Annotated in this window: 15 protein-coding genes and 2 pseudogenes; 9 read left to right on the top strand and 8 right to left on the bottom strand. The window is 66.7% G+C overall.

What is annotated here, in order from left to right; all coding sequences use genetic code 11:
• Positions 1-139: 139 nt before the first annotated feature.
• On the top strand, positions 140-6529 hold the full coding sequence (locus I0C86_RS03140; protein ID WP_196199661.1) for an RHS repeat domain-containing protein: 6390 nt from the start codon (positions 140-142) through the stop codon (positions 6527-6529).
• 60 nt (positions 6530-6589) lie between these two features.
• Positions 6590-7564, top strand: a complete 975-nt coding sequence (locus I0C86_RS03135; protein WP_196199660.1) for a hypothetical protein — start codon at positions 6590-6592, stop codon at positions 7562-7564.
• A gap of 218 nt (positions 7565-7782) precedes the next feature.
• Here the strand turns inward: I0C86_RS03135 and I0C86_RS03130 are convergent, their stop codons facing one another.
• On the bottom strand, positions 7783-7929 hold the full coding sequence (locus I0C86_RS03130) for a hypothetical protein (RefSeq protein WP_230393469.1): 147 nt from the start codon (positions 7927-7929) through the stop codon (positions 7783-7785).
• A gap of 183 nt (positions 7930-8112) precedes the next feature.
• On the opposite strand from I0C86_RS03130, the pseudogene I0C86_RS44850 reads away from it, so the two are divergent.
• From I0C86_RS44850 to I0C86_RS03120, 3 genes and pseudogenes are all read left to right on the top strand, one after another.
• Positions 8113-8358: pseudogene (locus I0C86_RS44850) on the top strand (IS1182 family transposase); the annotation flags it as partial.
• Positions 8359-8413: 55 nt separating this feature from the next.
• Positions 8414-8710, top strand: a complete 297-nt coding sequence (locus I0C86_RS42850; protein WP_230393475.1) for a hypothetical protein — start codon at positions 8414-8416, stop codon at positions 8708-8710.
• Between the two features lie 441 nt (positions 8711-9151).
• A pseudogene (locus I0C86_RS03120) lies at positions 9152-9872 on the top strand (IS6 family transposase).
• 99 nt (positions 9873-9971) lie between these two features.
• Here the strand turns inward: I0C86_RS03120 and I0C86_RS03115 are convergent.
• Positions 9972-11216 carry an IS256 family transposase gene (locus I0C86_RS03115; protein WP_196199659.1) on the bottom strand — a complete coding sequence of 415 codons (1245 nt, stop codon included), beginning with the start codon at positions 11214-11216 and terminating at the stop codon, positions 9972-9974.
• A 420-nt stretch (positions 11217-11636) separates the two neighbouring features.
• Here I0C86_RS03115 and I0C86_RS03110 point away from each other — a divergent pair, with 420 nt between their 5' ends.
• Positions 11637-12560: an SMI1/KNR4 family protein gene (locus tag I0C86_RS03110; protein WP_196199658.1), complete on the top strand. Its 924-nt coding sequence runs from the start codon at positions 11637-11639 to the stop codon at positions 12558-12560.
• Positions 12561-13210: 650 nt separating this feature from the next.
• On the opposite strand, the gene I0C86_RS03105 is transcribed toward I0C86_RS03110, so the two are convergent.
• The gene (locus I0C86_RS03105; protein WP_196199657.1) at positions 13211-14152 is read right to left on the bottom strand and encodes a phosphotransferase; all 942 of its coding nucleotides are present in this window, start codon (positions 14150-14152) and stop codon (positions 13211-13213) included.
• Positions 14153-14216: 64 nt separating this feature from the next.
• Positions 14217-14882 carry a Type 1 glutamine amidotransferase-like domain-containing protein gene (locus I0C86_RS03100; protein ID WP_230393471.1) on the bottom strand — a complete coding sequence of 222 codons (666 nt, stop codon included), beginning with the start codon at positions 14880-14882 and terminating at the stop codon, positions 14217-14219.
• 350 nt (positions 14883-15232) lie between these two features.
• Between I0C86_RS03100 and I0C86_RS03095 the strand changes: the two genes are divergently transcribed.
• Positions 15233-15541, top strand: a complete 309-nt coding sequence (locus I0C86_RS03095; protein ID WP_196199655.1) for a hypothetical protein — start codon at positions 15233-15235, stop codon at positions 15539-15541.
• A gap of 163 nt (positions 15542-15704) precedes the next feature.
• On the top strand, positions 15705-16529 hold the full coding sequence (locus tag I0C86_RS03090) for a hypothetical protein (RefSeq protein ID WP_196199654.1): 825 nt from the start codon (positions 15705-15707) through the stop codon (positions 16527-16529).
• Positions 16530-16650: 121 nt separating this feature from the next.
• On the opposite strand, the gene I0C86_RS03085 is transcribed toward I0C86_RS03090, so the two are convergent.
• From I0C86_RS03085 to I0C86_RS03070, 4 genes are all read right to left on the bottom strand, one after another.
• The gene (locus I0C86_RS03085) at positions 16651-17535 is read right to left on the bottom strand and encodes a DUF1963 domain-containing protein (RefSeq protein WP_255527590.1); all 885 of its coding nucleotides are present in this window, start codon (positions 17533-17535) and stop codon (positions 16651-16653) included.
• A gap of 475 nt (positions 17536-18010) precedes the next feature.
• Positions 18011-19765, bottom strand: coding sequence for a PDDEXK family nuclease (locus I0C86_RS03080; protein WP_196199653.1), 1755 nt, complete (start codon positions 19763-19765; stop codon positions 18011-18013).
• Between the two features lie 35 nt (positions 19766-19800).
• The gene (locus tag I0C86_RS03075; protein ID WP_196199652.1) at positions 19801-20202 is read right to left on the bottom strand and encodes a hypothetical protein; all 402 of its coding nucleotides are present in this window, start codon (positions 20200-20202) and stop codon (positions 19801-19803) included.
• A gap of 41 nt (positions 20203-20243) precedes the next feature.
• Entirely contained in the window at positions 20244-21557 is a 1314-nt protein-coding gene (locus tag I0C86_RS03070; RefSeq protein WP_196199651.1) for a hypothetical protein, read from the bottom strand.
• A gap of 540 nt (positions 21558-22097) precedes the next feature.
• On the opposite strand from I0C86_RS03070, the gene I0C86_RS03065 reads away from it, so the two are divergent.
• Positions 22098-22970 (top strand): ATP-grasp domain-containing protein, encoded by an 873-nt coding sequence (locus tag I0C86_RS03065; protein ID WP_196199650.1) that lies wholly within the window; start codon positions 22098-22100, stop codon positions 22968-22970.
• The last annotated feature ends 398 nt before the right edge of the window (positions 22971-23368 follow it).

Here is a 23368-nt window from a genome sequence, read left to right as displayed (position 1 = left end):
GCATCAGGGACAAGCCGGTGCCGGGCGTCGGTGCCGGCGGGACGACGTCGGCCAGGAAGGGCCTGAGGGTGTGCGGCGTGGATGGAAGGCAGTCGTGAGAACACGATCGAGTCGATGGGCCAACACGGTAGGAGTCTGTATGCCATCACGCCGGTCGGTCCGGTCCGCGGTCGGCACCACCGTCAGTGCCGTGCTGGTGGCGACCTTCCTACACGCTTCTGCGGCGCAGGCCGCCCCGGACTCCGACAACCAGACGTTCCGCTCTGGTGGCCAGGTGGAGAAGCTGGACAACGTCGGCGACCCCGCCAAGAGCGTGGCGTGGCCGTCGAAGCGGGCCGAAAGCGTCGCCCTACCCGCACCGGTGTGGCCCAAGCCCGGTAAGGCACGGGTGAACCTCGCCGGTGGGGATGGCAATCGGGCCGCGCCGATGAGTGTGCCGAATCTGCCCCTGCGGGTCGCGTCCGCCGGTCCGGCAGCCGGCTCGTCGGAGCTGACGATCGAGGTCCTCGACCGGGCGAAAACCAGCGCGACGTGGCGAGACGCACTGCTGCTGCGGCTGACCCCAGCTTCGGCCACGCCTGGATCCGACCCGGTGAAGCTCTCCGTCGACTACCGCGCCTTCCGGCACGCCTACGGCGGCGACTGGGCGACCCGGCTCCGGTTGTGGCAGCTACCCCCCGCCTGCGCCGAACCAGCGGCCGAGGGCGAGAACTGCCGGCCGAGCGCACTGCCGTCGGTGAACAACACCGCCGACGGCACGGTGAGCGCCAAGGTAGCGGTCGCGGCCGACACCGTCGTCGCGTTGGCCGCCGCGCCGTCCGGGCCGGAAGGAGACTTCACCGCCACGCCGTTGGCGCCGTCCGCGACCTGGTCTCACGGCGGAGCGACCGGCGACTTCTCCTGGGCGTACCCGCTCCGGGTGCCGCCGTCGCTCGGTGGCCCGGCCCCCATCCTCTCGCTTGCCTACTCCTCAGCCAACAGCGACGGGCGATCCAGCGCGGAGAACAACCAGCCGTCCTGGGTAGGGGAAGGCTTCGAATTGGCTCCCGGGTTCATCGAGCGCAGTTACGTCCCCTGTCTGGACGACATGAAGGACGGGGCCAACAACGATAAGAAGACCGCTGATCAGTGCTGGCGGTCGGACAACGCCACCTTGTCGCTCAACGGCAGCGGTTCGGAGCTGATCTTCGAGTCGGGGAAGGGATGGCACTCCCGGACTGAGGACGGGGCGAAAATCGAGAAGCTGAGCGGGGCGAGCAACGGTGCCCGCAACGGCGAGTACTGGAAGGTGACCACCACCGACGGGAGCCAGTACTTCTTCGGCCGCAACAGTCTGCCCGGCCAGTCGGACACCACCGACTCCACCTGGACCCTGCCCGTGGCAGGTAACCACGGCGGCGAGCCGTGCCACAACAGCGGCGGCTTCGACGACTCGTTCTGCACCCAGGCGTGGCGGTGGAACCTCGACTACGTGGTAGACCCACGGGGCAACACGATGTCCTACTGGTACAACACCGAAACGAACTACTACGCCAGGAACCTCGGAGAAGGCGACAACGTCTCCTACATCCGCGGTGGAACCCTGAAGCGGATCGACTACGGCACCTGGGACCGCACCACGGCCGACGGCGAGGACCGTTCGGTCACCCCCACGGCCCAGGTGGTCCTTCAGACCGGCGACCGTTGCGAATCCAACTGCGGCACCCACGACGCCACCCGCTGGAAAGATGTCCCCTGGGACCAGGAGTGCACCAGCGCCACCGCCACCTGCAACGACCACTACGCGCCCACCTTCTGGTCCACCAAGCGGCTAGCGAAGATCACCACCCGGGTGTGGGACACCACCAGGACCACCCCGGGCTGGCAAGACGTCGACTCCTGGGCCCTCGATCACACCTACCCATCCGTCGGGGACGCCAGCCGCTACGCCGGCATGTGGCTCAACTCCATCACCCACACCGGACTGGTCGTCAACACCGACTCCACCGGACCCACCCCGGTGAGCCCAGTCGCGCTGCCCCCGGTGACGTTCGAGCCTACGTCGCTGCCCAACCGCGTCCAGACCGCGCACAACACCACGAACAACCGCAATCGGATCGGCAACATCATCACCGAGACCGGCGCGAAGATCCAGGTCACATACAGCCTCCCAGACTGCGCGGGGACGACGCCCGCCGAACCACACGCCAACCCGAAGCGCTGTTACCCGCTGATCGGCCCGGACCCATCGAACCCGGATGGACCGGAAATCACCGAGTGGTGGCACAAGTACGTCGTCACCCAGGTGTCCGAATCCGACCTCCGAGTGGTCGTCGACGGAACCGACCACACCGCCCCGGTCAAGAACACCTATTACAAGTACCTCGGTGACCCGGCGTGGCACTACGCGGACGACGACGGGCTGGTCAAACCGAAGCGTAAGACGTGGAACCAGTTCCGCGGATACCACGGCGTAGAAACCCGTATCGGCGATGCCCCCCGGCAGACCCTTACCCGAACCACCTACCTGCGCGGCATGCACGGTGACCGGGAAACACCCACCGGCGGTACCCGGAACGTGACCGTCGCGGCCAGCGTCGGAACCGAGACGGTGTACGACGAGGACCAGTTCGCCGGCATGATCCGAGAGCAGGTCGTCTACAACGGTGTCGACACAAAACCAGTATCGAAGACCATCAACGTGCCCTGGCGCTCGCCTGAGACTGCGTCGCGGACCATCAACGGCGACAACGTCACCGCTCGCTTCACCAACACGGCCACCACCTACACCGCTGTCGCACTCGGCGTCGACGGTCAGGCCGGTTGGCGGACCACCCGCACCCACTCCCGCTTCCACGACACCTACGGCACGCTCGAATCGCATCAGGACGACGGCGACACCACCAAGGCCGGTGACGAGAAGTGCACCACGAACAGCTATAACCGCAACACCGGCAGGAACCTGATCGCTGCGCTCAAACAGACCACCACGACAGCGCTGCCCTGCGGCACAGCGGCGACCAGCGACGACGACATCATCAGCGACACTCGCAACTACCACGACGGCGCGACCAGCGTCGACACCCCGCCGACCAACGGCGCGGTCACCAAGGTCGAGAACCTCAAGGACTGGAAAACCAGCACCGGCACTGTTTGGCAGACCACTGCCGAGACCACCTACGACTCCTTCGGCCGGATTCTGACCGACACCGATGCGCGCGGGAACACTACGACCACGGCCTACACCCCCGCCTCCGGCGGCCCGGTCACCAAGATCACCACCAGCACACCGGACCCCAACGGCGGAACCGCCTGGACCAGCAGCACTGACACCCGCCCCTACTGGGGCTCCGCGATCAAGAACACCGATCCCAACAGCGGGATCAACGAGATGGTCTACGACCCACTCGGCCGGCTAGCGAAGGTGTGGAAGAACGGCTGGGCCCGGACCGGACGGGAAGACACCCCGTCAGCTGCCTTCGGCTACTCCTACGCCCCTGCGCGCGACGCCTACCCGTACACCCTCACCCGGACCCTGCACGCAGGCGGCGGCTACCAGATTTCGTACCAGATCCTGGACGCTCTCCTCCGCCCCCGCCAGACACAGACCAGCACCATCGGTGGGGACAGAGTCGTCTCAGACACCCTCCACGACAGTGCCGGCCGCGCCGATACCACCTACGCCCAGCATGGCGAACCCGGCGCGCCATCGGGGATTCTGTGGTGGGAGCCGGAGTACAGCCAGCTCGCGGTGACCAAGACCGTGCACGACGACGCGTCCCGACCAGTCGCCCAGATCCTTCTCGGCCCTGACGAGCACACGAACTTGGTGGAGAAGTGGCGGACCACCACTACCTACACCGGCGACACCGTACGCGTCACACCCCCGGACGGGGCCACCCCGACCACCACCGTCACCGACGCCCAAGGCCGCACGGTCGAGCTGCGCCAGCACACCACCGACCAGGGCACCGATGGCCCCTATCAGGCAACCAGGTACACCTACAACCGCAAGGGCCTACTGGACACGGTCGCCGACCCCGACGGCAACGAGTGGACCTCCACCTACGACGTCAAAGGGCGGCAGGTACGGGCCAACGACCCTGACAAGGGCGTCACCGTCAGCACCTACAACGACCATGACGACCTGACCGAGGTCAGAGCCGCTACCGGCAAGGCCGTCGGCTACACCTACGACAAGCTCGGCCGTAAGACCGGCCTGTACGACAACACCGACCCCGCCGCGCCGAAACAGGCCGCCCGGTGGAAGTACGACAAGGTCGACATCATCTACGGCGGGGCGACCGTCCGCGGCCAGGTCACCGAAGCCACCCGCTACGAGCCGGCCGGCTCCACCAACGCCTACCGACAACTGTTCACCAACTTCACCAAGCGGTACCAGCCCGGCGGCCTCACCTACATCATTCCCGCCACCGAACCCGGCCTGAACACCAGCTGGCAACTCGGATACTCCTACTCCGAGTTCGACGGATCGCCTACCAGCGTCAAGTACCCCTCCGCTGGCGGCCTCACCACCGAAACCGTTACCACCCGATACGACCAGACGACCGGCCTTCCCACCGGTTTGGACACCACTGCCCTCGACGCTGGCACCTACGTCGCCACCCAGGAGTACACCGCCTACGGCGAACCCACCATCACCACCAACAAGACCGACGGTGGCCTCTACGTCAAAGAGGTCAACACCTACGACCCGACCACCCGCCGGCTTACCCGCACCACCATTCGGCCCGAAACCGCGACTGGACCGATCTCCGACCGTAACTACACCCACGACCCGGCCGGCAACATCACCTCCATCACCGACACCCCGGAAGTAGGAGCCACCGACAACCAATGCTTCCGGCACGACGCCCTACAACGACTCACCAGCGCATGGACCCCGAAAACCGGCGTCGACTGCAAAACAGACCCCAGCGTGGCGAACCTCGGCGGGCCCGCCCCCTACTGGCTCGACTGGACCTTCGACAAGGCCGGCAACCGACTCAGCGAGGTCTCCCGCACCAGCACCGGCGACACCACCCGCACCTACACCGTTCCCACCGGCGGCAAAAACGTCGTACGCCCTCACGCCGTCACCTCGATGACCAGCCAAGCCTCGGGGCAAGCAGCGGTCGTCACCAACTACGGCTACGACGCCGCAGGCAACACCACCTGCCGACCCGCCAGCACAGCCGCCAACAGCTGCGCACCCGGCACCAACTCCCAACACCTCACCTGGGACTTCGAAGGCCGACTCGCCAGCATCTCCGGTGACGGCACCACCTCCGGCAGCAACACCTACGACGCCAGCGGCAACCGGCTCCTACGCCGCGACGCCACCGGCACCACCCTCTACCTCCCCGGCCAGGAGATCCGCCGCGAAGGCAGCACTACCACCGCAACCCGCTACTACACCTTCGCCGGCAAACTCGTCGCCTCCCGCACCACCGGCGGACTCACCTGGACCTACACCGACCAACAGGGCAGCCAACACACCACCATCCACCCCGTCACCCAAACCGTCACCACCCGCCGGCAAACCCCCTACGGCACGGCCCGAGGCCAAACCCCAACCTGGCCCAACCAAAAGGGCTTCGTCGGCGGCGACACCGACCCCAGCGGCCTTACCCACCTCGGCGCCCGAGAGTACGACCCCGGGCTGGGACGCTTCGTCAGCGTCGATCCAGTCCAGGATCTGATGGATCCACAGCAGTGGAACGCGTACAGCTACGCGAACAACACCCCGATCACCCGCTCCGATCCCAGCGGCCTCAAGTCGGATTGCAGCAACGGCAATGGCGACTCCTGCGACAACAACTACCCGCCGGCGAACGAGGGTAGTAGCGGCGGTTCCCAAGGCTCTCAAGGTGGAAACGGGTCCGGCTCGGCCGAGAACGAGAACAATAATCCTTGGACTCTCCGACACAATGCGGCCCGTGACCTAGCCGCGTACTGGATCCGTACCCGAACAGGATTGATCGTGCTCACCGAATATCCCATTCCCGGAGCTTCTCGCAAGAAGAATGGCAAAACTGGATACGCCGACATCGTCGCCTTTGATCCGGTCACCAAGACCTGGTACGTCTGGGAAGTCAAGCACGTCGGCGGGAAGAACGGCGAAGCAGGCGCCGAGGCCGACGGTCCGCCCGACCTGAAATGGTATATGGACAAGATGAAGGAAGCCTTCCCCGACTGGAAGGTCGAGGCGGGGCGGGCGCTCCCCCGGGAACTCATGCGACCCGACCCGGTCGAACGAGGCAAGACCTTGGTCGTCGACTCCTCGACCAACCGACAACGGCCTGAGGGCCCGCCTGAAGAAGGCTACGACGGTGTGGTGATCTACTGGACCCGAAACCCGAGACCGAGCGACGACGATATAAAGGCCGCAGACGCTGCCGACGCCAAACCTCCTGTCGAGGCCACCAAACTCCATGACAAAGGTATGCTGCAGCGCGGCTGGGACTGGTGGGTCGAACAGAATAACCCTACGAAGATCCCACTCCCCATCCCCGTCCCTGGTGTACGGAGGCCGGTGATCCTCCCGTGACGGGTAATATCGGTCGCTGCCGGTACGGTCAATTCGGATGTCGATCGGGGGTTGTTCCGCGTGACTGATCCATCAATAGATATGCAGCTGAATGTCGACGTCGCCACAGCCGGCGGGTTCGGCGGGTTCGGCGAGGTCGCCTTCCGATGGCTCGACGAGCTGTCGATGGCTGTGGCCGGGGACGCCCGGGACAGCCTGAAAGGGCTTCCGGCGCGGGTTGTGACCCGGCCGCGGGAGGAGCCCTGGGACCCGCTGGGTGAGCCAGGCGAACTCTGGGGAATAGTCACTGTCACACGCGGTGGAGTCACGGCCCCGGCCAAGACGGCCGAGCGTAACTGTTCAGCGGCGGGCTTTCGATGGCTGCGGAAGCAGTTGGAAGACCCGCCGACGAGGATCACTCTGGAGATCGGCCACCTGGACGACATGGGGCACCGCAGCGGGCGGAGCGTGTTCCTGACGGCGAAGCACAGCGTGCACTCCCCGGGATGGCTCGTGCTTCAGGCGCGCGACCGCGAGCATCGATTTCTCGACCCGGCACACGGGCCCGAAGTCCAGCGCGGCTGGCTCGCGGCGCTGAGGTCGTGGGCTGACCAGTTGAACCCGGGATACGGTCAGATCGCGTACGCGCGAGGGTTCGCCACCGCGCTGGAGGACAGCCTGCCACCGGCACAGTACCCGCCGCAGCATCGAACGCCGGAGTACACGCTCAACGACTGCCGGCAGATGCTGCGGGGCTATTCCTGGCTCACCATTCTGCCCGCTGAGCTGGTCAAGCCGGCGGGTGGGCCGGACCGCCTCCGCGACTGCGGCGCGTTCGCCGCAGTCGACCCGCTGCCAGGCGGCGGGTTGTGGCTACTTGCCACCGAGGACTTCCGCGACTACAACGCCGACGCGGTAGAGCGGGTCTTCCGGGCGCTGGCCCCGGTCTTACGCCCCGGCCGGCCCGTACCAAAACCGGCGGTGCCCCCGCCGCTGGTGGACAACAGTCCACCCCAACTGCTCGTGTTCGAGGACGCGGCAACGGCGGGCGGATAGTTCTGCCGTCGTGTGTGAGTTTGTGCGACCCCGGTCCCGGGTTGGATTGTTTCGTCGAGTCGGACCGTGGGAAGGAGGCGCGGACCTGGGCGGAAGGATTCTGCAGCGTGCCGACCGCGTGGGCCTGCGGCTCAGCCGGGAGAGCATGCCGAAGATGCCGAAGCCCGAGCGGGATGACCTGCGGCCGTTGCGGATGCCGAAAACTTCATCCGCGCTGGTCAAGCGGCGTTCTCGTATTCGTGTAGGACTCCGCCGAGTCGATCGTGTCGGTGGACGATCAGGCGTGCCAGCGCGGCGGGAGCGGTGATCGGTTCGGGCAGCGGACGCAGGGCCCGGGCGTTCGCGATCGCCCAGGCGCTGGACATGGCCGGAGCGAGTCCGACCGACCCGGTGATGCTGATTGGACACAGCCAAGGCGGAATGTCGCCGCCCAGGCATGTAGGACCCTGTTGCCTAATTCTGGTCGGTCGGCGTGTTCGCGTGATGATGATCGTTGGGGCCTGGAAGGGTGCGTTCCGGTTGAGTGTCCTGTGATCCTGCCCTCCGGAATGAGGTCCTCGATGTCGATGCGCCCGCGTGCGCTGCCGAACGTGCCCGAGCAGACGGCGGCGGTGGCCAGGGCGGCGTTTCGACACGGGTCGCTGGCGATGCGGGTCCGTGACGAGTTGGGTGAGGTGTTCTCCGATGGCGCGTTCATGGACGCGTTCGGGGTCCGGGGCAGGCCCGCGATTTCGCCTGGACAGTTGGCGATGGTCACCGTGTTGCAGTTCGCGGAGAACCTGACCGACCGGCAGGCTGCTGACGCGGTTCGGGGTCGGATCGACTGGAAGTACCTGCTGGGGGCTGGAGTTGACCGATCCGGGGTTCGACTTCAGCGTGTTGTCCCAGTTCCGGACCCGGCTCGTCGCCCACCATCTGCAGCCGATGGTGTTGGACATGCTCCTCGAGCGGCTCGTCGAGGCGGGGCTGGTCAAGGGTCGTAGCCGGCAACGTACCGACGCCACCCACGTGATCGCCGCGGTCCGGGACCTCAACCGACTGGAAATGGTCGGCGAAACCGTGCGGGCCGCGTTGGAGGCCCTGGCCGCGGCGGCACCGCGCGGCCGGCCGGGCGTGGGCTCATTCATGTATGACTGCCTCCCCTGAACAGGGGAGGCCTCCCCGGAGGCTTTGGGCTTCTGGTCATGCCGGCTCTTGAGCATCGCAGGTTGCCGACCGCGATCCTCAAACAACGACACCCAGCAAGTGCCGCACCCGCAGCATACCGAAGCCACCGACAGCCGACGGGTACCGCAGACCGACTAGATCCACCGCGGTGGGGTCGAAATCAAAGCCACCACCCTGCCCCCCGAGGCAGGGCACGCACCACCTCGGTCATCGCTCAGTCGAGACTCTGGGGTCTCGGGTGGAAGAGTTCGTCCTGCGGCCCCAGACCGTCCGGACGCGTGGGCCGTGCGAGCGCTTCACGGGAGCTGAATTGGTTGAGTCGGCCTGGGGAAACGGACCGGGAGCAATCCCGACACCGCGCCCCAGGCCGACTCAAGGCTCTGTTGCGTCGTCAGTCGGTGCCTGGGGCAGAGTTGACGGGTGACGCAATCAGGCCATCGTCGTCCGTGGACGCCGCCCAGGTTCGCGTTCGCCGGGTTCCGGTTCCCGGCTGAGGTGATCGTGGTCGCGGTCCGCTGGTACCTGCGGTTCAACCTGTCCTACCGAGATGTGGAGGAACTGCTGGGTTGAACGCGGGATCGAGGTCGACCACGTCACGATCTTCCGGTGGGTACAGCGGATCACCCCGCTGCTGGCCGACGCCGCGAGGTTCATCCGTCGCTCACCTGGTGACCGGTGGTTTGTTGACGAGACCTATGTGAAGGTCAACGGCGTATGGCGGTACGTCTACCGCGCCATAGACCAGCAGGGGCAGGTCATCGACGTCCTCGTCTCCGCCCGCCGGGATGCCGCCGCGGCGCGACGGTTCTTCCAGCGGGCGCTGCGGATGCTGAAGGTGACACCCGCCGAGGTGGTCACCGACGCCTCGCCGGTCTACCCCGCCGTACTCGATGGCCTCGTTCCGTCGGCCTGGCATCACGTGGAGCGGTATGCCAACAACCCGGTTGAGGCCGACCACAGCCAGCTCAAGCACCGGTTACGCCCGATGCGCGGGTTACGCACTGACCGCACAGCACAAGTGATCATCGCCGGACACGCCTTCATACAGAACCTGCGGCGCGGCCACTACGAAGTCGGACACGAGGCCCCACCCAAGCGACGAGTCGCCGCAGCGTTCACCGAACTCGCCCGAGCGATCTGACCCGGAGCCAGAATCCGGGCGCACCACGTCCCCGCCGCCGCGCCGGTCACGTCCGCGCTGGTGGTGTAGGAGACGACCTTCGCGGGATCCGGTTTGATGTTATGCGGCGATCGAGGTTGGGTCAGTCCCGATGGTGTCGTGTTGGTCGGGTTGGAGGATGGTGAGCCGGGCTTTGGTGAGTAGTTGCAGGCCCATGTATCGGCGGCCTTCGGTCCATTCGTCGGTCTGTTCGGCCAAGACGGCGCCGACGAGGCGGATGATCGCTGGCCGGTTCGGGAAGATCCCGACGACGTCGGTGCGGCGGCGGACCTCTTTGTTCAGCCTCTCTTGCGGGTTGTTGGACCAGATCTGACGCCAGATCTCGCGTGGGAAGCCGGTGAAGGCGAGGAGGTCGTCGCGGGCGGTGGCGAGGTGTTCGGCGGCGGTGGGGAACTTCGCCTCGATGGTGGCCACGACCCGGTCGAACTGGGCCCGGACGGCGTCGGCGTCGGGCTGGTCGAAGACCGTCCGCACGAGGGTGGCGATCCACGGCTGCGCGCTTTTGGGGACTTTCGTGAGTAGGTTCCGCAGGTAGTGGGTGCGGCATCGCTGCCAGGCGGCGCCGGGCAGGGCGGCGCCGATCGCGGCGACGAGACCACGATGGGCGTCGGAGATGACGAGGGTGACCCCGGACAGGCCGCGGGCGGTCAGCGATCGCAGGAACGCCAGCCAGCCGGCCCCGTTCTCGTCCGAGGCGACGTCCAGGCCGAGGACCTCACGCTGACCGTCGGCGTTGACGCCGACGGCGATCAGGGCGTGCACGTTCACGGTCCGGCCGGCTTCGCGGACCTTCATCGTCAAGGCGTCCATCCACACGAACGCGTAGGGCCCCGCGTCGAGGGGCCGGTTACGGAACGCTTCGACCTGCGCATCCAGATGCGCCGCCATCTCCGACACCTGCGACTTCGACAGCTGCCGGACTCCGAGTTGCTCGACCAGCTTCTCCACCCGCCGGGTCGACACTCCGAGCAGATACGACGTCGCGACCACCGACACCAGGGCCTGCTCGGCACGCCGTCGGTGGGTCAACAGCCAGTCCGGGAAATATGAGCCGGTACGCAGTTTTGGCACCGCGAGGTCGATGGTGCCGGCGCGGGTGTCCCACTCCCGGGTTCGGTAGCCGTTGCGGGAGTTGACCCGTTCATCGCTGCGCTGTCCGTAGGGTGCGCCGCAGATCGCGTCCGCCTCGGCGGACATCAACGCCTGCGCGAATGTCTGGACCATCGTCCGCAACACGTCCGGTGGCGCGGACTCCACCTGCTCGCGTAGCAGGTCAGCAGGGTTCACACTCTCAGATGCGGCCATCGCGTTGTCTCCTTCGTTGTTGACTTAGCCGTCTCGAAGGATCGCGCGGTGGCCGTCTCCTATCTACGCAACACGCCCATCACGGGCAAGTCGTACACCACTCCCGTGGACGTGACCCCCGCGGGCCCCCGTCATGCAACAGCACCGGATCGAGGAAGTACGAGTTCCAGCCCAACAGCGAGCAATGCTACGTGTACGCGGATCCGGCCGGTCACCCGTTTTGTCTTACGACATGGGTCGACATGAGGCCCCAGACGAGCGGACCGGCCGCATAGGCGGCGCGCTCTGATCGGCACGAGCGTGCGTCTGACAAGCTGATTGATGGCGTACGGAGAGTGACGGGGCGCCGGTGTCCAGCGCGCCCGCTCGGCGACAGATGGGGTAGTTGCGTCTGCGGTGGCGATGTCTAGAGTTTGCGTCGTGACTGACACCGGAGCCGATGTCGACAAGCGCGTTGCCGAGGCGTGGGCGCGGGTCGAGGCTGGCCTGAGTCGCGTCCTGCCGGCTTCCCTACGGCAGCTCAACGCGCCGGCCGCGGTTCAGGCCATCGATGCGGTCGAGGCCGCCCTGGCCGTGCCACTGTCGCAGGATTTCCGCGCCAGCCTCCGCATTCACAATGGAACTAAATGGATGGTTAGCGCGGACGGACAGCATCAGCCCAGCCCGATACCGCTGGATTGCCTCTACGACACCGACGGCATCGTCGAGGCGACGCGGATGTGGCGCGACAACTACCATCCGGAGCCGAACTGGGACGACCTTAGGGTCTGGGCGTACCTGGTCGACGGCGGGAACCACCTCTTTCTGAATGGGCCGGTGCGGCCGATTGTAGGTTCGCCGGGCGCGGTGGTCGTGGGCGACATGAATGGCGACGTGACGTGGTTTCTCGACTTTGATCCGGCACCGGGCGGAACGCCTGGACAGGTGGTTCGGGTTGATGTCGAATGCGCCTCGTGGGACGTGTTGGCCCCGTCCTGGGCGCAACTGCTCGTCCGCTATGCGGAGGATCTGGAACTGTTCGCGGCTGATCCTGACAGCTCAACCCTGGAGATAGATCAAGAGTGTGGGCCGGCGTGCGAATGGGGCAGCAGCACGCCGTCGGATTCTGCGGGGGTGCGTCCGGCGTGGCTGCTGGACGTTCAAGCTCGTGATCCGTACCCGTACCACCGGGCGGAGTGTGAGGCCACCAGGATGCAGTGGCACAATGAACGGAACGAGCGATGCACGGTCGACGGTGAGCACAAGCCGCACGTCTTCCGCTCGACGGACAGGCACAATCCGTGTGGCGGCGGCCAGACCAGCGTTGACAGAGACGCCGACCGCCGACGGTGGGATCACTCGTAGCAGGCCAGGCGAGGTTCGTCCCTGATCTTGATCTGGAACTACCGGCACGCCGACACCGAGTATCGTCTCCAGCCCGTCCGCCGCGCGCTGCGGAAGTCATCTCGCACGGCGGCCTTGGCCCGTGGAACAGCGTCTACCGCGACGGGTACCGGTGGCGTTCATCGACTGGGATGCCGCCGGCCCGTCGACCCCGTCGTGGACATCCGGTCCCGGCTCCGACAGGTTGTTGACGCCTACGGCAGCGTCAAGCATGCGTCGGTGGCCGCTGCGGAGGCGGCCGCAGCGCACTGCTGGACCGCTACTGCGCCGAAATCGGTGGTGCTCACTCTGGCCGGTGACCGCCTACGCGGCATGACCCTGTTCCTCCACGACATCTGAGCCCGTGCTCAAGCCGGTGCTCGGCGGCCACGGTTACCGCATCCGCCAAGATCCCGAGAGCCCGAACGGGCTGCCACGGTGGCGGTTGACGAAGCAGTGCCGACGGTCAAGATCGGATGCCCTGATCTCGACATTATGCGGGTGATCTTCGATCACCTTCGCCCTGGCGGGCCGCATAACGCCTGATATGCAGAGTGATCGAGGCGCTGCGCGCCCAGAATTTGGAGCCTCACGATCACCTGCATATCAAACAGATGAGTGCGTTCACACGCTCACCGAACTCGGTCAGCCTCTACGAGGGGAATCGTCCTCGCTCGGGCGGCCCAGGCATCGACGATGCGGTCCAGGGTGCGCCTGCCCCACCGGCTCATCGTCGGGTTGGAGTCGAGGTAGTACCAGACCAGCCCCATCGCCTGCTGGAACGCCCAAGCCATCCCGCGCCGCCACTGGACGTCGCCGCATCCGAGCTCGCGGCGGAGGATGCCGCGCTGGGTCTCGTCGAGGAGGTGCCAGGCCGCCACGAGGTCGAGCGCTGGGTCCGCCGGGCCGAAGCCGCCGCCGTCCAGGACGCCGACGAGACGGCCGTCTTCGACGAGGACGTTGGGCGGGATGAGGTCGCGGTGGCACATCGCGTCCTCGTCGACCTCGGGCAGCGTCCGAAGCTCCGCCCAGATCCGCCGCAGGAGAGGTACGTCGAGCAGGTCCTCGCTCTGCCGGAAGCATGTCTCGAGCCACTCGTCGTGGTCCGGGAGGTGCCCGCCGCGACCGACGCCGCCGAAGCGTCGCCCCCGGGTGTCGTTGGCGCGCATCCCGGCGATGAGCTCGGCCAGGTCATGGGCGAACGCGTTCGACCCTGCGGGGTCCTCGACCGTCGCGTCGTGGCCGGATAGCCAGGTCTGGACGCTCCACGGCAGCGGATAGCCCGCGCCCGGCTCCCCGATCGCCACCGGCTCCGGGGTGGGCACGGTGGCGGCGTCGGCCAGTTCACGCGCGGCCTCGGCCTCTGCCGCCAGCGACGCGCGGGCCTGCGCCGGGTCGTGACCGACCAGCGGGAAGCGGGCGGCCAGGCCGTCGCCGATCCGGAAGATCGCGTTCACGGTCCCGGGCGTGCGCAGCTCGGTGACCGGCAGTCCGCGCCACTGAGGGAACTGCACCTCGACCAGCCGGCGGACGGTCTGCGCGTCGACGTGGAGCTGGTCGGCGTGCATCGTCATGCCGCCATCCTCCCGTAGGCGGCCGCGGGTGTCCTCCGACTTTCGCGCGGCAGGCTCGGCGCCGTCATCGCCCGACCAGCCGCCAGCGCCCGGTCGAGACGACGTCCACCTTGTCGCCGCAGACCCGGATTGCGGAGTCGTCGTCGAGCAGGTAGAGCGGGAAGTCCACGCTCGCCGCCAGCCGGTCCGCCCATGCCTCGTCGCGGTTGGGGAAGGACGGGGAGTCGAGGTGCGGCTTGACGTACCAGTCGAACAGCGGGCAGGCCGGCTTGATCCGCTCCTCGCCGAGGAGGTGGAGGTCGGCTAGGTCACCGAGCAGGTCGGCCGCCCGCTCGTCGAAGCGCCGGCTGAAGATCATCGAGCCAGCGCTGGTGCCGACGTACACCTTGTCGCGCAGCAGCCTCGGGAACGCCTGGGACAGGCCGGCGCGGGCGATGCTCTGAGCGAGATGGAACTGGTTGCCGCCGGTGACCCACCAGACGTCGGCCCTGCCCAGACGTCCCTCCAGCACGTCCTGCGGCAGGCCGTTGAGGTCGAGCACGTCGAGCTCGCCCCACCCCATGCCGTGCAGGTCGGCGAGCGCCTCGACGAACCAACCGTGGTCGCCGGGTTGGCCCAGCGAGGCGGTCACGATCGCGGCGACCCGGGCCTCGGCGCAGGGCTTGCCCAGCATCTCCGCAAACGCCTGTCGCAGTGTGTCGTTGGCCAGTCCGTTCGAGGTCAGCAGCATTCGCACGGCCCCGATTCTGTCGCACGCCGGCAGAGACGGCGTGGCCGGCCGGCCAGGCGGTGACACTCGGCGATCGGGCGACCAGCGTGTTGACGAATGCGTCCGGTAGGCCGCGATGCCGCCACCCCAAGGTCCACGCACGACCGAACAGCTCGAGACCGACCGGGTGCCGTCGCCTTCTCCTCGCAGCAGCACCACACAGCCGGGTGCCTCGTCAGGACTTTGACGCGGCCGGTCGCACGTCCGCACATCGGCACGAGCGTGCGTTCGGCAGTCGGACGATGGCGTACGGAGAGTGACAGGGCGTCGGTGTCCAGCGCGCCCGCTCGGCGGCATGACAGGATCCCGCCATGCCTGAAGATGTGGTCCTTGCCCATCCCTGGCGGGATCTGCACGGCCCGGGCGACGCCGAGCGACTTCAGGTCCAGGCGGTCACCCAGGAACTGCTCCGCGAACTCTCGCCCGGTCATGCGCTGTACGGCGTCGCATTCACCGTCGTCGGGCGGTCCGATGCCCGCGATGATGTGCTGCTCAGGTTCGGCGGCCGATGGGCACTGGTTCATTTGACCTGGAGCGGGAAGTCCGAGGTTGCACCATGGCCGACGTGCACCACATTCGATTCGGCCAGCGACGCCGGACGGGCTACAGCGCTCGGCTGACCCCAACCCACCCGGACTGCAGCAGATCAGTGCACCTGTGAAGCGTGCCATGCCGGAACTGGAAGGTCTCGGGTCTTCGTCTTGCGTCGCGGCGATGATGTTAGAACGATCGGCTGTTGGCTGGCAGGTATGGTGCCATGGAGTGATCGGAGAGGATAACCGCGTGGATTCCATACGGCTGCACTGGGCGTCACGCCGCTATCTGACGGCGCGATACGAGGAACTCCAGCGGGAGTACAGTCAGCTGCCCAACGATGGCCGCCAAGCTGATGGGTACCACTACACCACCGAAGCGAAGCGGATCTTCCCCCGTTACAACGTCGTGGACGCCATGCTCATAGAGGTTGAGCGGCTCGATCCGGACCGGCTTCCCGGCGTCGACATAGTGACCTCCACGCTGCTCGCGGCTTCCGAGAATGCGGAGTCTCCGTTCACCAAGCCACCGCACGACGAGATCCAGGCACAGGCCATGGCCGAGGAACGCCGGCTGTTCGCTGCAAACGTGCAGCGTTGGAAGGCGCGGCCCAGTCGCCGCGCCGACCCGGTCCCGTATCGGCGCGTGCTGACGCCCGAGGAGTCATCAGCCTGGCGCACCTCGCTGCAGCAGCGATGGGGTGTGCAGAACGGCGGTTGGCACCCGTTGCTGAGTAGTTCGGTTCTGCAAGATGTGCTGGTGCTGACCGGAGAATCGATGTGGGAGAACGACAGCGTTGACCGGGTCCGCCGAGTGCTGCGAGAGTTGGGCCGCCCGCGTGTGATCGAGTTGCGCGAGTATGGGGCCGATTACCTGCTGGATGTCGAAATCTTCGCACCGAGGTACACCGGGCCCGAGGGTCTCTGGAGCGACGAGCATCACGACTGGATCGTCTACGCATCCCATGAGGGAACCGTGGCATTCGGCGGCGCGCTCTCCACCGGGCTCGTGACAACCTGGCCGGAGGTCGACAGCTGGCGATGGCCCGGATGGCAGGAACGCGGCCATGGATAACCCCAAGCCATCCTGCAGGAAGCCGCGAACTGCACTCATCTAGACGATAGCGGATGCCCAGCATCTGGCGTCGGCATCGCAGGCAATGCAGATCGTGGCCGTATCCGGCGCCGCCGGTGTTCTACGGGATCAACTCAGCCACGGAAAGTGCCTCGTCCAGCCGACCAGCGGCCAGGTCGTCGTGACGAATCACGAAACTCCCGTCACTGCGGTAATAGAGCTCGTTGTCTACGGGAAAGCGGGCGAGCGACACCCACTCACTCGTCAGCCGGTGCGTCTCCTTCTCCACATGGGAATACCATTTCGCGACCGGGATGACGATCTCGCCGGTCTTCTCGCGCCACGCGAGGGTCTGTTCCGCAATACTCTTGATAACTTCCTCGTCGGCATACCCGCCGATATAGGCGCTGATGCACCTGTTGTGCGGCGGCCAGAGATCGTTGGCCAGAGCACAGAGTTCGTCCAGGTGCGGTAGGTCACGCTCGAGGTCACGGGCCAACTGCTGCTGGAAGGGCGACAGGTCCTCCTCGTCCTCCTCGTCCTCCCCGAACCAATCGGGGAACTCCGCGCGTAGCGTGGCGCCGACGTCGTACTGCTCGTCGACGAACGCGTCGTCGGTGGATCCTGCCGCCACCTCGGTATCGGTACCGGCCGGCAGATACACGACGCGCCCGTACCTCCGCTCCCCGGTGGCAGCGGCCTGCTCGTGGTCCTGGAAGAACAGCAGCGAGCCGTCTGCCGGCAGGCCGAAGCCGTCGACTCTTGGCAGCGCCGCACAGTCGACCGAGAAGATGAACGGCAACGGACTGACCCCGTCGGACGGCCAGTCCATGCCCACCGGCAGCCGGGCAACCCACCGAACTGCCCGACCGGAACACCGCCGGATCCCCCGCTCAACCGGATCGACAAGCGGAGGTGCTGGATGAACCGGCTGACCTCGTCGCCCGCGATGCCCAACGCGAGCGCTGCACGACCAAACTGCCCCTGATGATCCACGGCGCAACATGGTGTCACGTGGGCGAGCCCGGCGACCGGGTGCCCCACGGCCCGCAGGGGCTGACATCGGCATCGCTGCCGCCGTGATTGGGTGCGCACATCTCGGCATGTGAGTGCGCCTCGAGCCGGATTTCCCTCGGATCGTTGGATGGTGTGGGGGAGCAGAATGGGAGCGGGGCCGCGCTCCCAACGGCGCTGAACGGCGCTCAACGGCCTTGACCTGCACGTATCGTCCCCCGCCCGACCTGCGGGTCTTTTGTCGTTGCTGGTCAGAGCGTTGTGGTCCGTTCCTTGACACGGAAGAGGTCACTGGTTCAAACCCAGTATCGCCCACCAGTTATATACGCAGGTCAACTAGCTCGTTACCGGAATTCCGGTAACGAGCTAGTTCGCAATTGCTCCTTACATTGGGAGCAAACTGGGAGCACATGATCATCTGTGTCGCCCGTTGGCGGATTCGGCGGTGGTGACAGCCCGCTGAGGTCCTACCTCCCGGAGTTGGGCGTCTCGCCGCCGGTGCCGGTCGCGAGGTTGTGGGGGTCGACGGGCACGGCGACGATCACGGCCTGGTCGGTGGAGCCGGGAAGCAGTCGGAGGGTGGCGCCGGGCTCGGCCGAGGCGCTCTCGGCCGGGTCGGCGACCCGTGCCGCCTGGTACAGCACGCGACGCTTCGCCGTGACAGTGATCTCCCGGTCGCCCAGCCGCACGGTGAGGGGCCATTCGGAGATGAAACTGAACTCGGCGTCGGTTGGGGGGAGCCTGTCCGGCGTGACGACGGTCAGCGTCACCTCCGTCCACGGGGTCTCGATCCGCTCGCCTCGTAGGAGACGACCGGTGCGCAGGATGGTCTCGATGTCGTCGGCCGGGATCGTCTGGACGTCGGGGATCGTCACCCGCTGGTAGGTGTGGCGTTGGATGGCCTGGAGCGCGTCGAGGAGCGTGACGTGCCACTGGGCGTTGGCCCGCAGCGCGGAGTCGGTCACGTCCCAGGCAGAGGTCAGGGGCCTGCCGCCGCGTACGGCGAGCAGGATGCCGTTGCCGTCGACGAAGTCCGCTGCCATCCGTATCGCCGGCAACACGTCGGCTGGGGTCTTGCCTGCCAGGGAGCTCGCCTGGATGCGGACTTCGTCGCCGTCGGGTCCGTTCAGGTAGAACTTGAACTGTAGGACGTCGCTACGGTCCCGGCCGGAGAGCCACATTCCCGGGCCGCTGATGCCGCGGGACACCGCCACGTCGACGAGGTCGAGCGTGTGGAGCGGGGCTCCGTTGGCGGTGACGAGGCGGACCTCAAAGTCCGGGAGGTCGTCGGAGCTGGCCAGGGGCATGATACTGAACAGGCCGTCGCCTGTGCCGCGGTCGTGGCCGGGCGGTCCGGTGGTCTCGGTGACGGTGCCGGGGATTGCGTGGATCGGGGCGCCGAAGTGGCGGAATTCCTCGACCGCCTGGTGTTCGGCCGATCCGGTCGTGACTTCGAGCCGCAGCGAGGTGGTGATCGGGCGCAGGCGGGTCGACTCCGCGCACAGTGGCACGATCCGCATCACCTGGAAGTGCTCCGGGTCGAGCTGCGTGTACTGCACCTCCGCGACAGGGGAGTGGCGTCGCAGGTCGGCTTCGAAGGGGTGGTCACGCAGGTGGCCTGCCCGGATCTCCAACTCGTAGCGGTAGAACGGGTCGACCTCGTTGAGGGAGGCGGTCAGGCTTCGGTGGCGGGCGATGATGGCCTCGAGCAGGTCCTCCCCGGCGCTACCCGGGGAAGTGTCTCGGCCGGCGTGCAGCGCCTCGGCCATCAGCCGGTGCCAGCGTTCGCCGCCGTCGCCGAAGTAGTAGTCGACCAGGGACGGCCGCTGCGAGGCCATACCGTCGAGGGTGCGGCCGCCCATCCAGTGGACGGGGAAGTCGTGCCCGTCGGTCAGGCCCCGCAGCCAATCGAGCCGTTCGTTGCTCGGATTCCACGGCGTGACCAGGGTCCAGGAGCGGACCGGCAGCGCCGGCAGTGTCTGCGCGACGAAGGTGTGCCACGATTCTTCGATCATGGTCGCCTGCCGGGAGGTCAGTGGGCGGGAGTACCGCTTGACCTGGTAGATGTCGTAACCGTCGGGGTTCCACACCAGCACGTCGACGCCACGGTCACCGCTGGAAGGGGTGATGTGGTTGCCGTGCGGGTGGGTGAGCAGCAGCAGGGCGGCGACGAACTCCTCGATCTTCTCGCCGGGCTCGCGCTCCCAGTTCACGGTGACCATGGCGGGGAGTCAACCACGCGGGGCCGACGGTTTTCTCACACGCCGGTCACCGAGGACCTCCTCGCGGCCTTGCCGCAGATGCCGACGGCGGCGATGACGCAGGTGCCGCCGATGGCGAGCAGGACGGCGGTGTAGCCGCCGGTGGTGGTCAGCAGGGCGGCGGCGGCCAGGGGCACGCCGGCTTTGGCAAGGGTGACGGGGGTGGCGAGGACGCCGGCGATGGTGGCGTAGCCGACGGTGCCGTACCGGTCGGCGAGCAGGGCGGGCGCGGCGAGGCTGGCCACGCCGAACCCGATCCCGAACGCGGTCACACCGGCGTCCGCGCCGGCCTGGGCGGTGGCGGTGAACGGCAGGCAGATGGGCGGCGTGATTGGGATGTCGACGATCGTCGAACGAGTACCGATCGGCCTCGGTTCGCCAATGGACAGCCGGCGCAAGGCTGCACCGCTAGTCCGGATTCTCGTGCATGGTCGGCGTGTCAGAAGGCGAGTGGCGAGCTGCTCGCGGTCAGGGCGGCTCGGGCCAGGTAGCGCATCAACGGCAAGTCCCGTTCGATGTCGAGGAACTGAGGCGTCTGCGGCAGCAGCAGAACCTGCGCGTTGCTGCCCTCCTTGCTGTGCACCACCATGCAGCGCAAGTTGTAGACACGCTGGGCGACGGCCTCGACGACCGAAGTGGGCCGGCTGTTGGCGTTCACGCGTACCGGTGCGGCGCCGGTCAGTGCCTTCTCGTGCAAATGAGCCTTCAGCGCCGGGTCGGACAAGATCCGCTGTTTGAGTCCGGCGGCCGTCGCCGTGGCCTCGATCGTGGCCCGAAGCTGAGCCAATTCGGAGCGCTGCGAGCGAGCCACGTTAGCAATCGCGTCGAAGACTCTGCTGTGGAAGGCCATGCTCTGTAGATCCACGCCCGGCCGGGTCAGCAGCGTGGCGACCTCTTGGACGCCAAGGTTGTGGGCGTACCGGGTGAAGTGGTACTCCAGCACCTGATAGAAGGCCAAAAATTGCACGAATGGGGCGCGTGGCATGGCTCGGGCGTACCAGTAGAACGCCAAGGCTTCGGCTTCATACGCCCGGGACGGTACGTCAACCGTGGGCTCGATTGCCGCCGGCCGCGCTCCGCGCCGACGGCGCGGGTAGTTGGGCGGCGGCCACGAGGGACGCAGAGCGAGGCGGAAACCCAGCCCGTACTCCCCGTCGAGGTCAAACGACCAGGACTCGGCAACGAGGGTCAACAACTTCATTGCTTCGTCCGGAGTGGACGGCGAGTGGCTCCGAATCTTCAGCGTGGTATACGTAGGTTCGTCGCGACCCAGCTCCATCGTTGTCTCAACGAACCGCCCGCGTAGGCACCAAAATGCCGCCGACCCGGGGGACAACTCAACCTGCCCACCACCGTCAGGGGCCACGGCGCGAATGGTTCCCGGGCGGTAGCTGTCCCAGTGGTGGTACGCGTCTGGAGTGCCCGCCTCTGGTGCATGACCGGCCCCTACGACGAGGGCTTCGATGTAGCCCTGGTCGATTTGAGCGAACGCGCTGTAGTCGCCGAGCACCACCAAGCCCGGGCCCACCCTGGCCGTGAGGCTGTCGAGCTCTGGGTGGTCGTCGCGCAGCGGAACCTCGAACGGCTGCCCGCCGTGTTCTAAGCGGAGGGTCAGTCCGTACCTGCCTCGGATGAGGGTCATCCCGGTTGTGGCGGCGACAGCCAACAACCTGTCGACCGCCGCCGCGCGGCGACGTTCGCGCTCCTGCTCGTCCTGGCGTTCGCGGACGATTTCCTCCTGCCAGGAACGCATCACCGATGTTGGGAGACCAGGCCGGCGTCGCACCCGAGGCTTGCGAGAGGTCTGCTCTGTCACGGCCCTTCCCGATATCGAAGTCGATCTGGTCGTGTAACGGACAACTCGGGCGACGATACGCTCAGAGGCTGCCGGATGTCCTCCGCATTTTCTTGCCGGGTCGGCCGAGCCCGTCGGGAGACGTCTGGGAATGAGTCGCTCTTTGTCGTCTGGGGGTGATCGGGCGAGGCGGTCACGAAAGGGGTGCGCCCAGGCTCATGACCATGATGGTCAGTAGAGTGTCCCTCGGGTTCTTGCCGACGTCGATCGGGGCAGTGGGTGTGGATCTTTATCGCTGGCTAGGTGCTCCGATTGTGGATGCGGTGTGGGACCTGCGGGACGTCGAGAACGATAGTGACTCAAGGCCCGGCCCGTTGACGATCGAAACCAGGACGGTTGAAACGACTGACGAGGCGGGCCTGTTGGTCACGTTCGGCTGTGTCGCTCCGTAGCGCTGTCCTGCTGGTCGGGGATCTTGCGGACCCACATTTGCAGGCCGTGGCCGATCTTGTCCGGCCGGACCGGCTGGTAGTGATCGACGCCTCGTCGCTCCAGCCGGGTGTCGTGGCGGTGGCACCTGATCAGACAGTGTTCGAGACCGCCGATGGGACCCGGGTCAACGTGTCGGACCGCTCGATGCGAGGGTGGCTACGACGGCTTGCGCCCGCTAACTGGAGCCACGGGACCATGCTCGGCAGCCATGAGGCAGCGGTCATGGCGTCCAGGGTGGCGCTACTCGCCGCTATCATCCGGGACCCGAAGATCGAGTGGATCACATCGCTGGACAGTCTCTACGCCGCCGAGAACAAGGTCGTTCAGTACCGTGCAGCGGAAGCCGCCGGGATCCGGGTCCCGAAAACGCTCATCAGCGCCGACCCTGACCACCTTGCGGCCGAGCTGGGCGAACCGTTCATCCTGAAGCCACTAGGACCGGGAAATTTCGAGGCCGATGGCTCTCAGCATGTTGTCTATGTGACGGAGCAGCGAGTGAACGATATTCGCGATGCCGACCTGTTCGCGGCTCCGTTCTTGGCGCAGTCACTCGTCCACGCCCACACCCATTTACGTGTCGTTACCGTGCGCGAGGAGGCATGGGTGGCCGAGCTCGATGGACGCGGATTGCCAGTCGACTGGCGATCGCACATACCGGCGCACAGTTCGTTTCGGGCAGCGAGGTGGCCAACGGTAGCAGCCGAAGCTGGCGCGCTCGCCGCATCTCTGAGGCTGGGAATGACGTGCCAGGACTGGATGATCGACGATGACGGGCCCGTTTTCACCGACATCAACCCCGGCGGCCAGTGGCTGTTCCTGCCCGATGAGGTCGCTGAGCCCGCGACCCGGGCACTGGCCGGATGGCTCACGGATCGCTGATGGATGTTGTCACCGGCAGGCTACGTGAGGCACGACTCTATCTCCGCTATGCGATCTCGCCGTTTCGCCCTGGAGCGCGGCTCCCCACTTTTGAGAGGCCGGCGGAACTCAAATGGCCGATTAAGTCAGACCTCGACACCCCGCAGCTGGATTTGATCATAGGTGAGGCGCGTCGGCAGCTCGATCGCCAACGTCTCGATCTTGAAAGCCTGCGAACCAGGTCAAACGCACTGCTGGCCCTCTGCCTAGTCGAGATCGGTCTCCTCTCGGCCGCCCGAGTTCGGTCATTTCGTTAGTGCCTGAGGTCCGCTCGGGGTGAGGGCGTCGATGATGGCCTGCCGTTCGGGGTCGATCTGGGGTGGGAACGTCTGCGTGGCGTCGTTGATCGCGAGGGTCGC

This window comes from Plantactinospora alkalitolerans, assembly GCF_015690345.1.
Taxonomy (GTDB): domain Bacteria; phylum Actinomycetota; class Actinomycetes; order Mycobacteriales; family Micromonosporaceae; genus Plantactinospora; species Plantactinospora alkalitolerans.
Note: the sequence above shows the minus strand (reverse complement) of the source record. Positions and strands in the feature narration are given on the sequence as shown.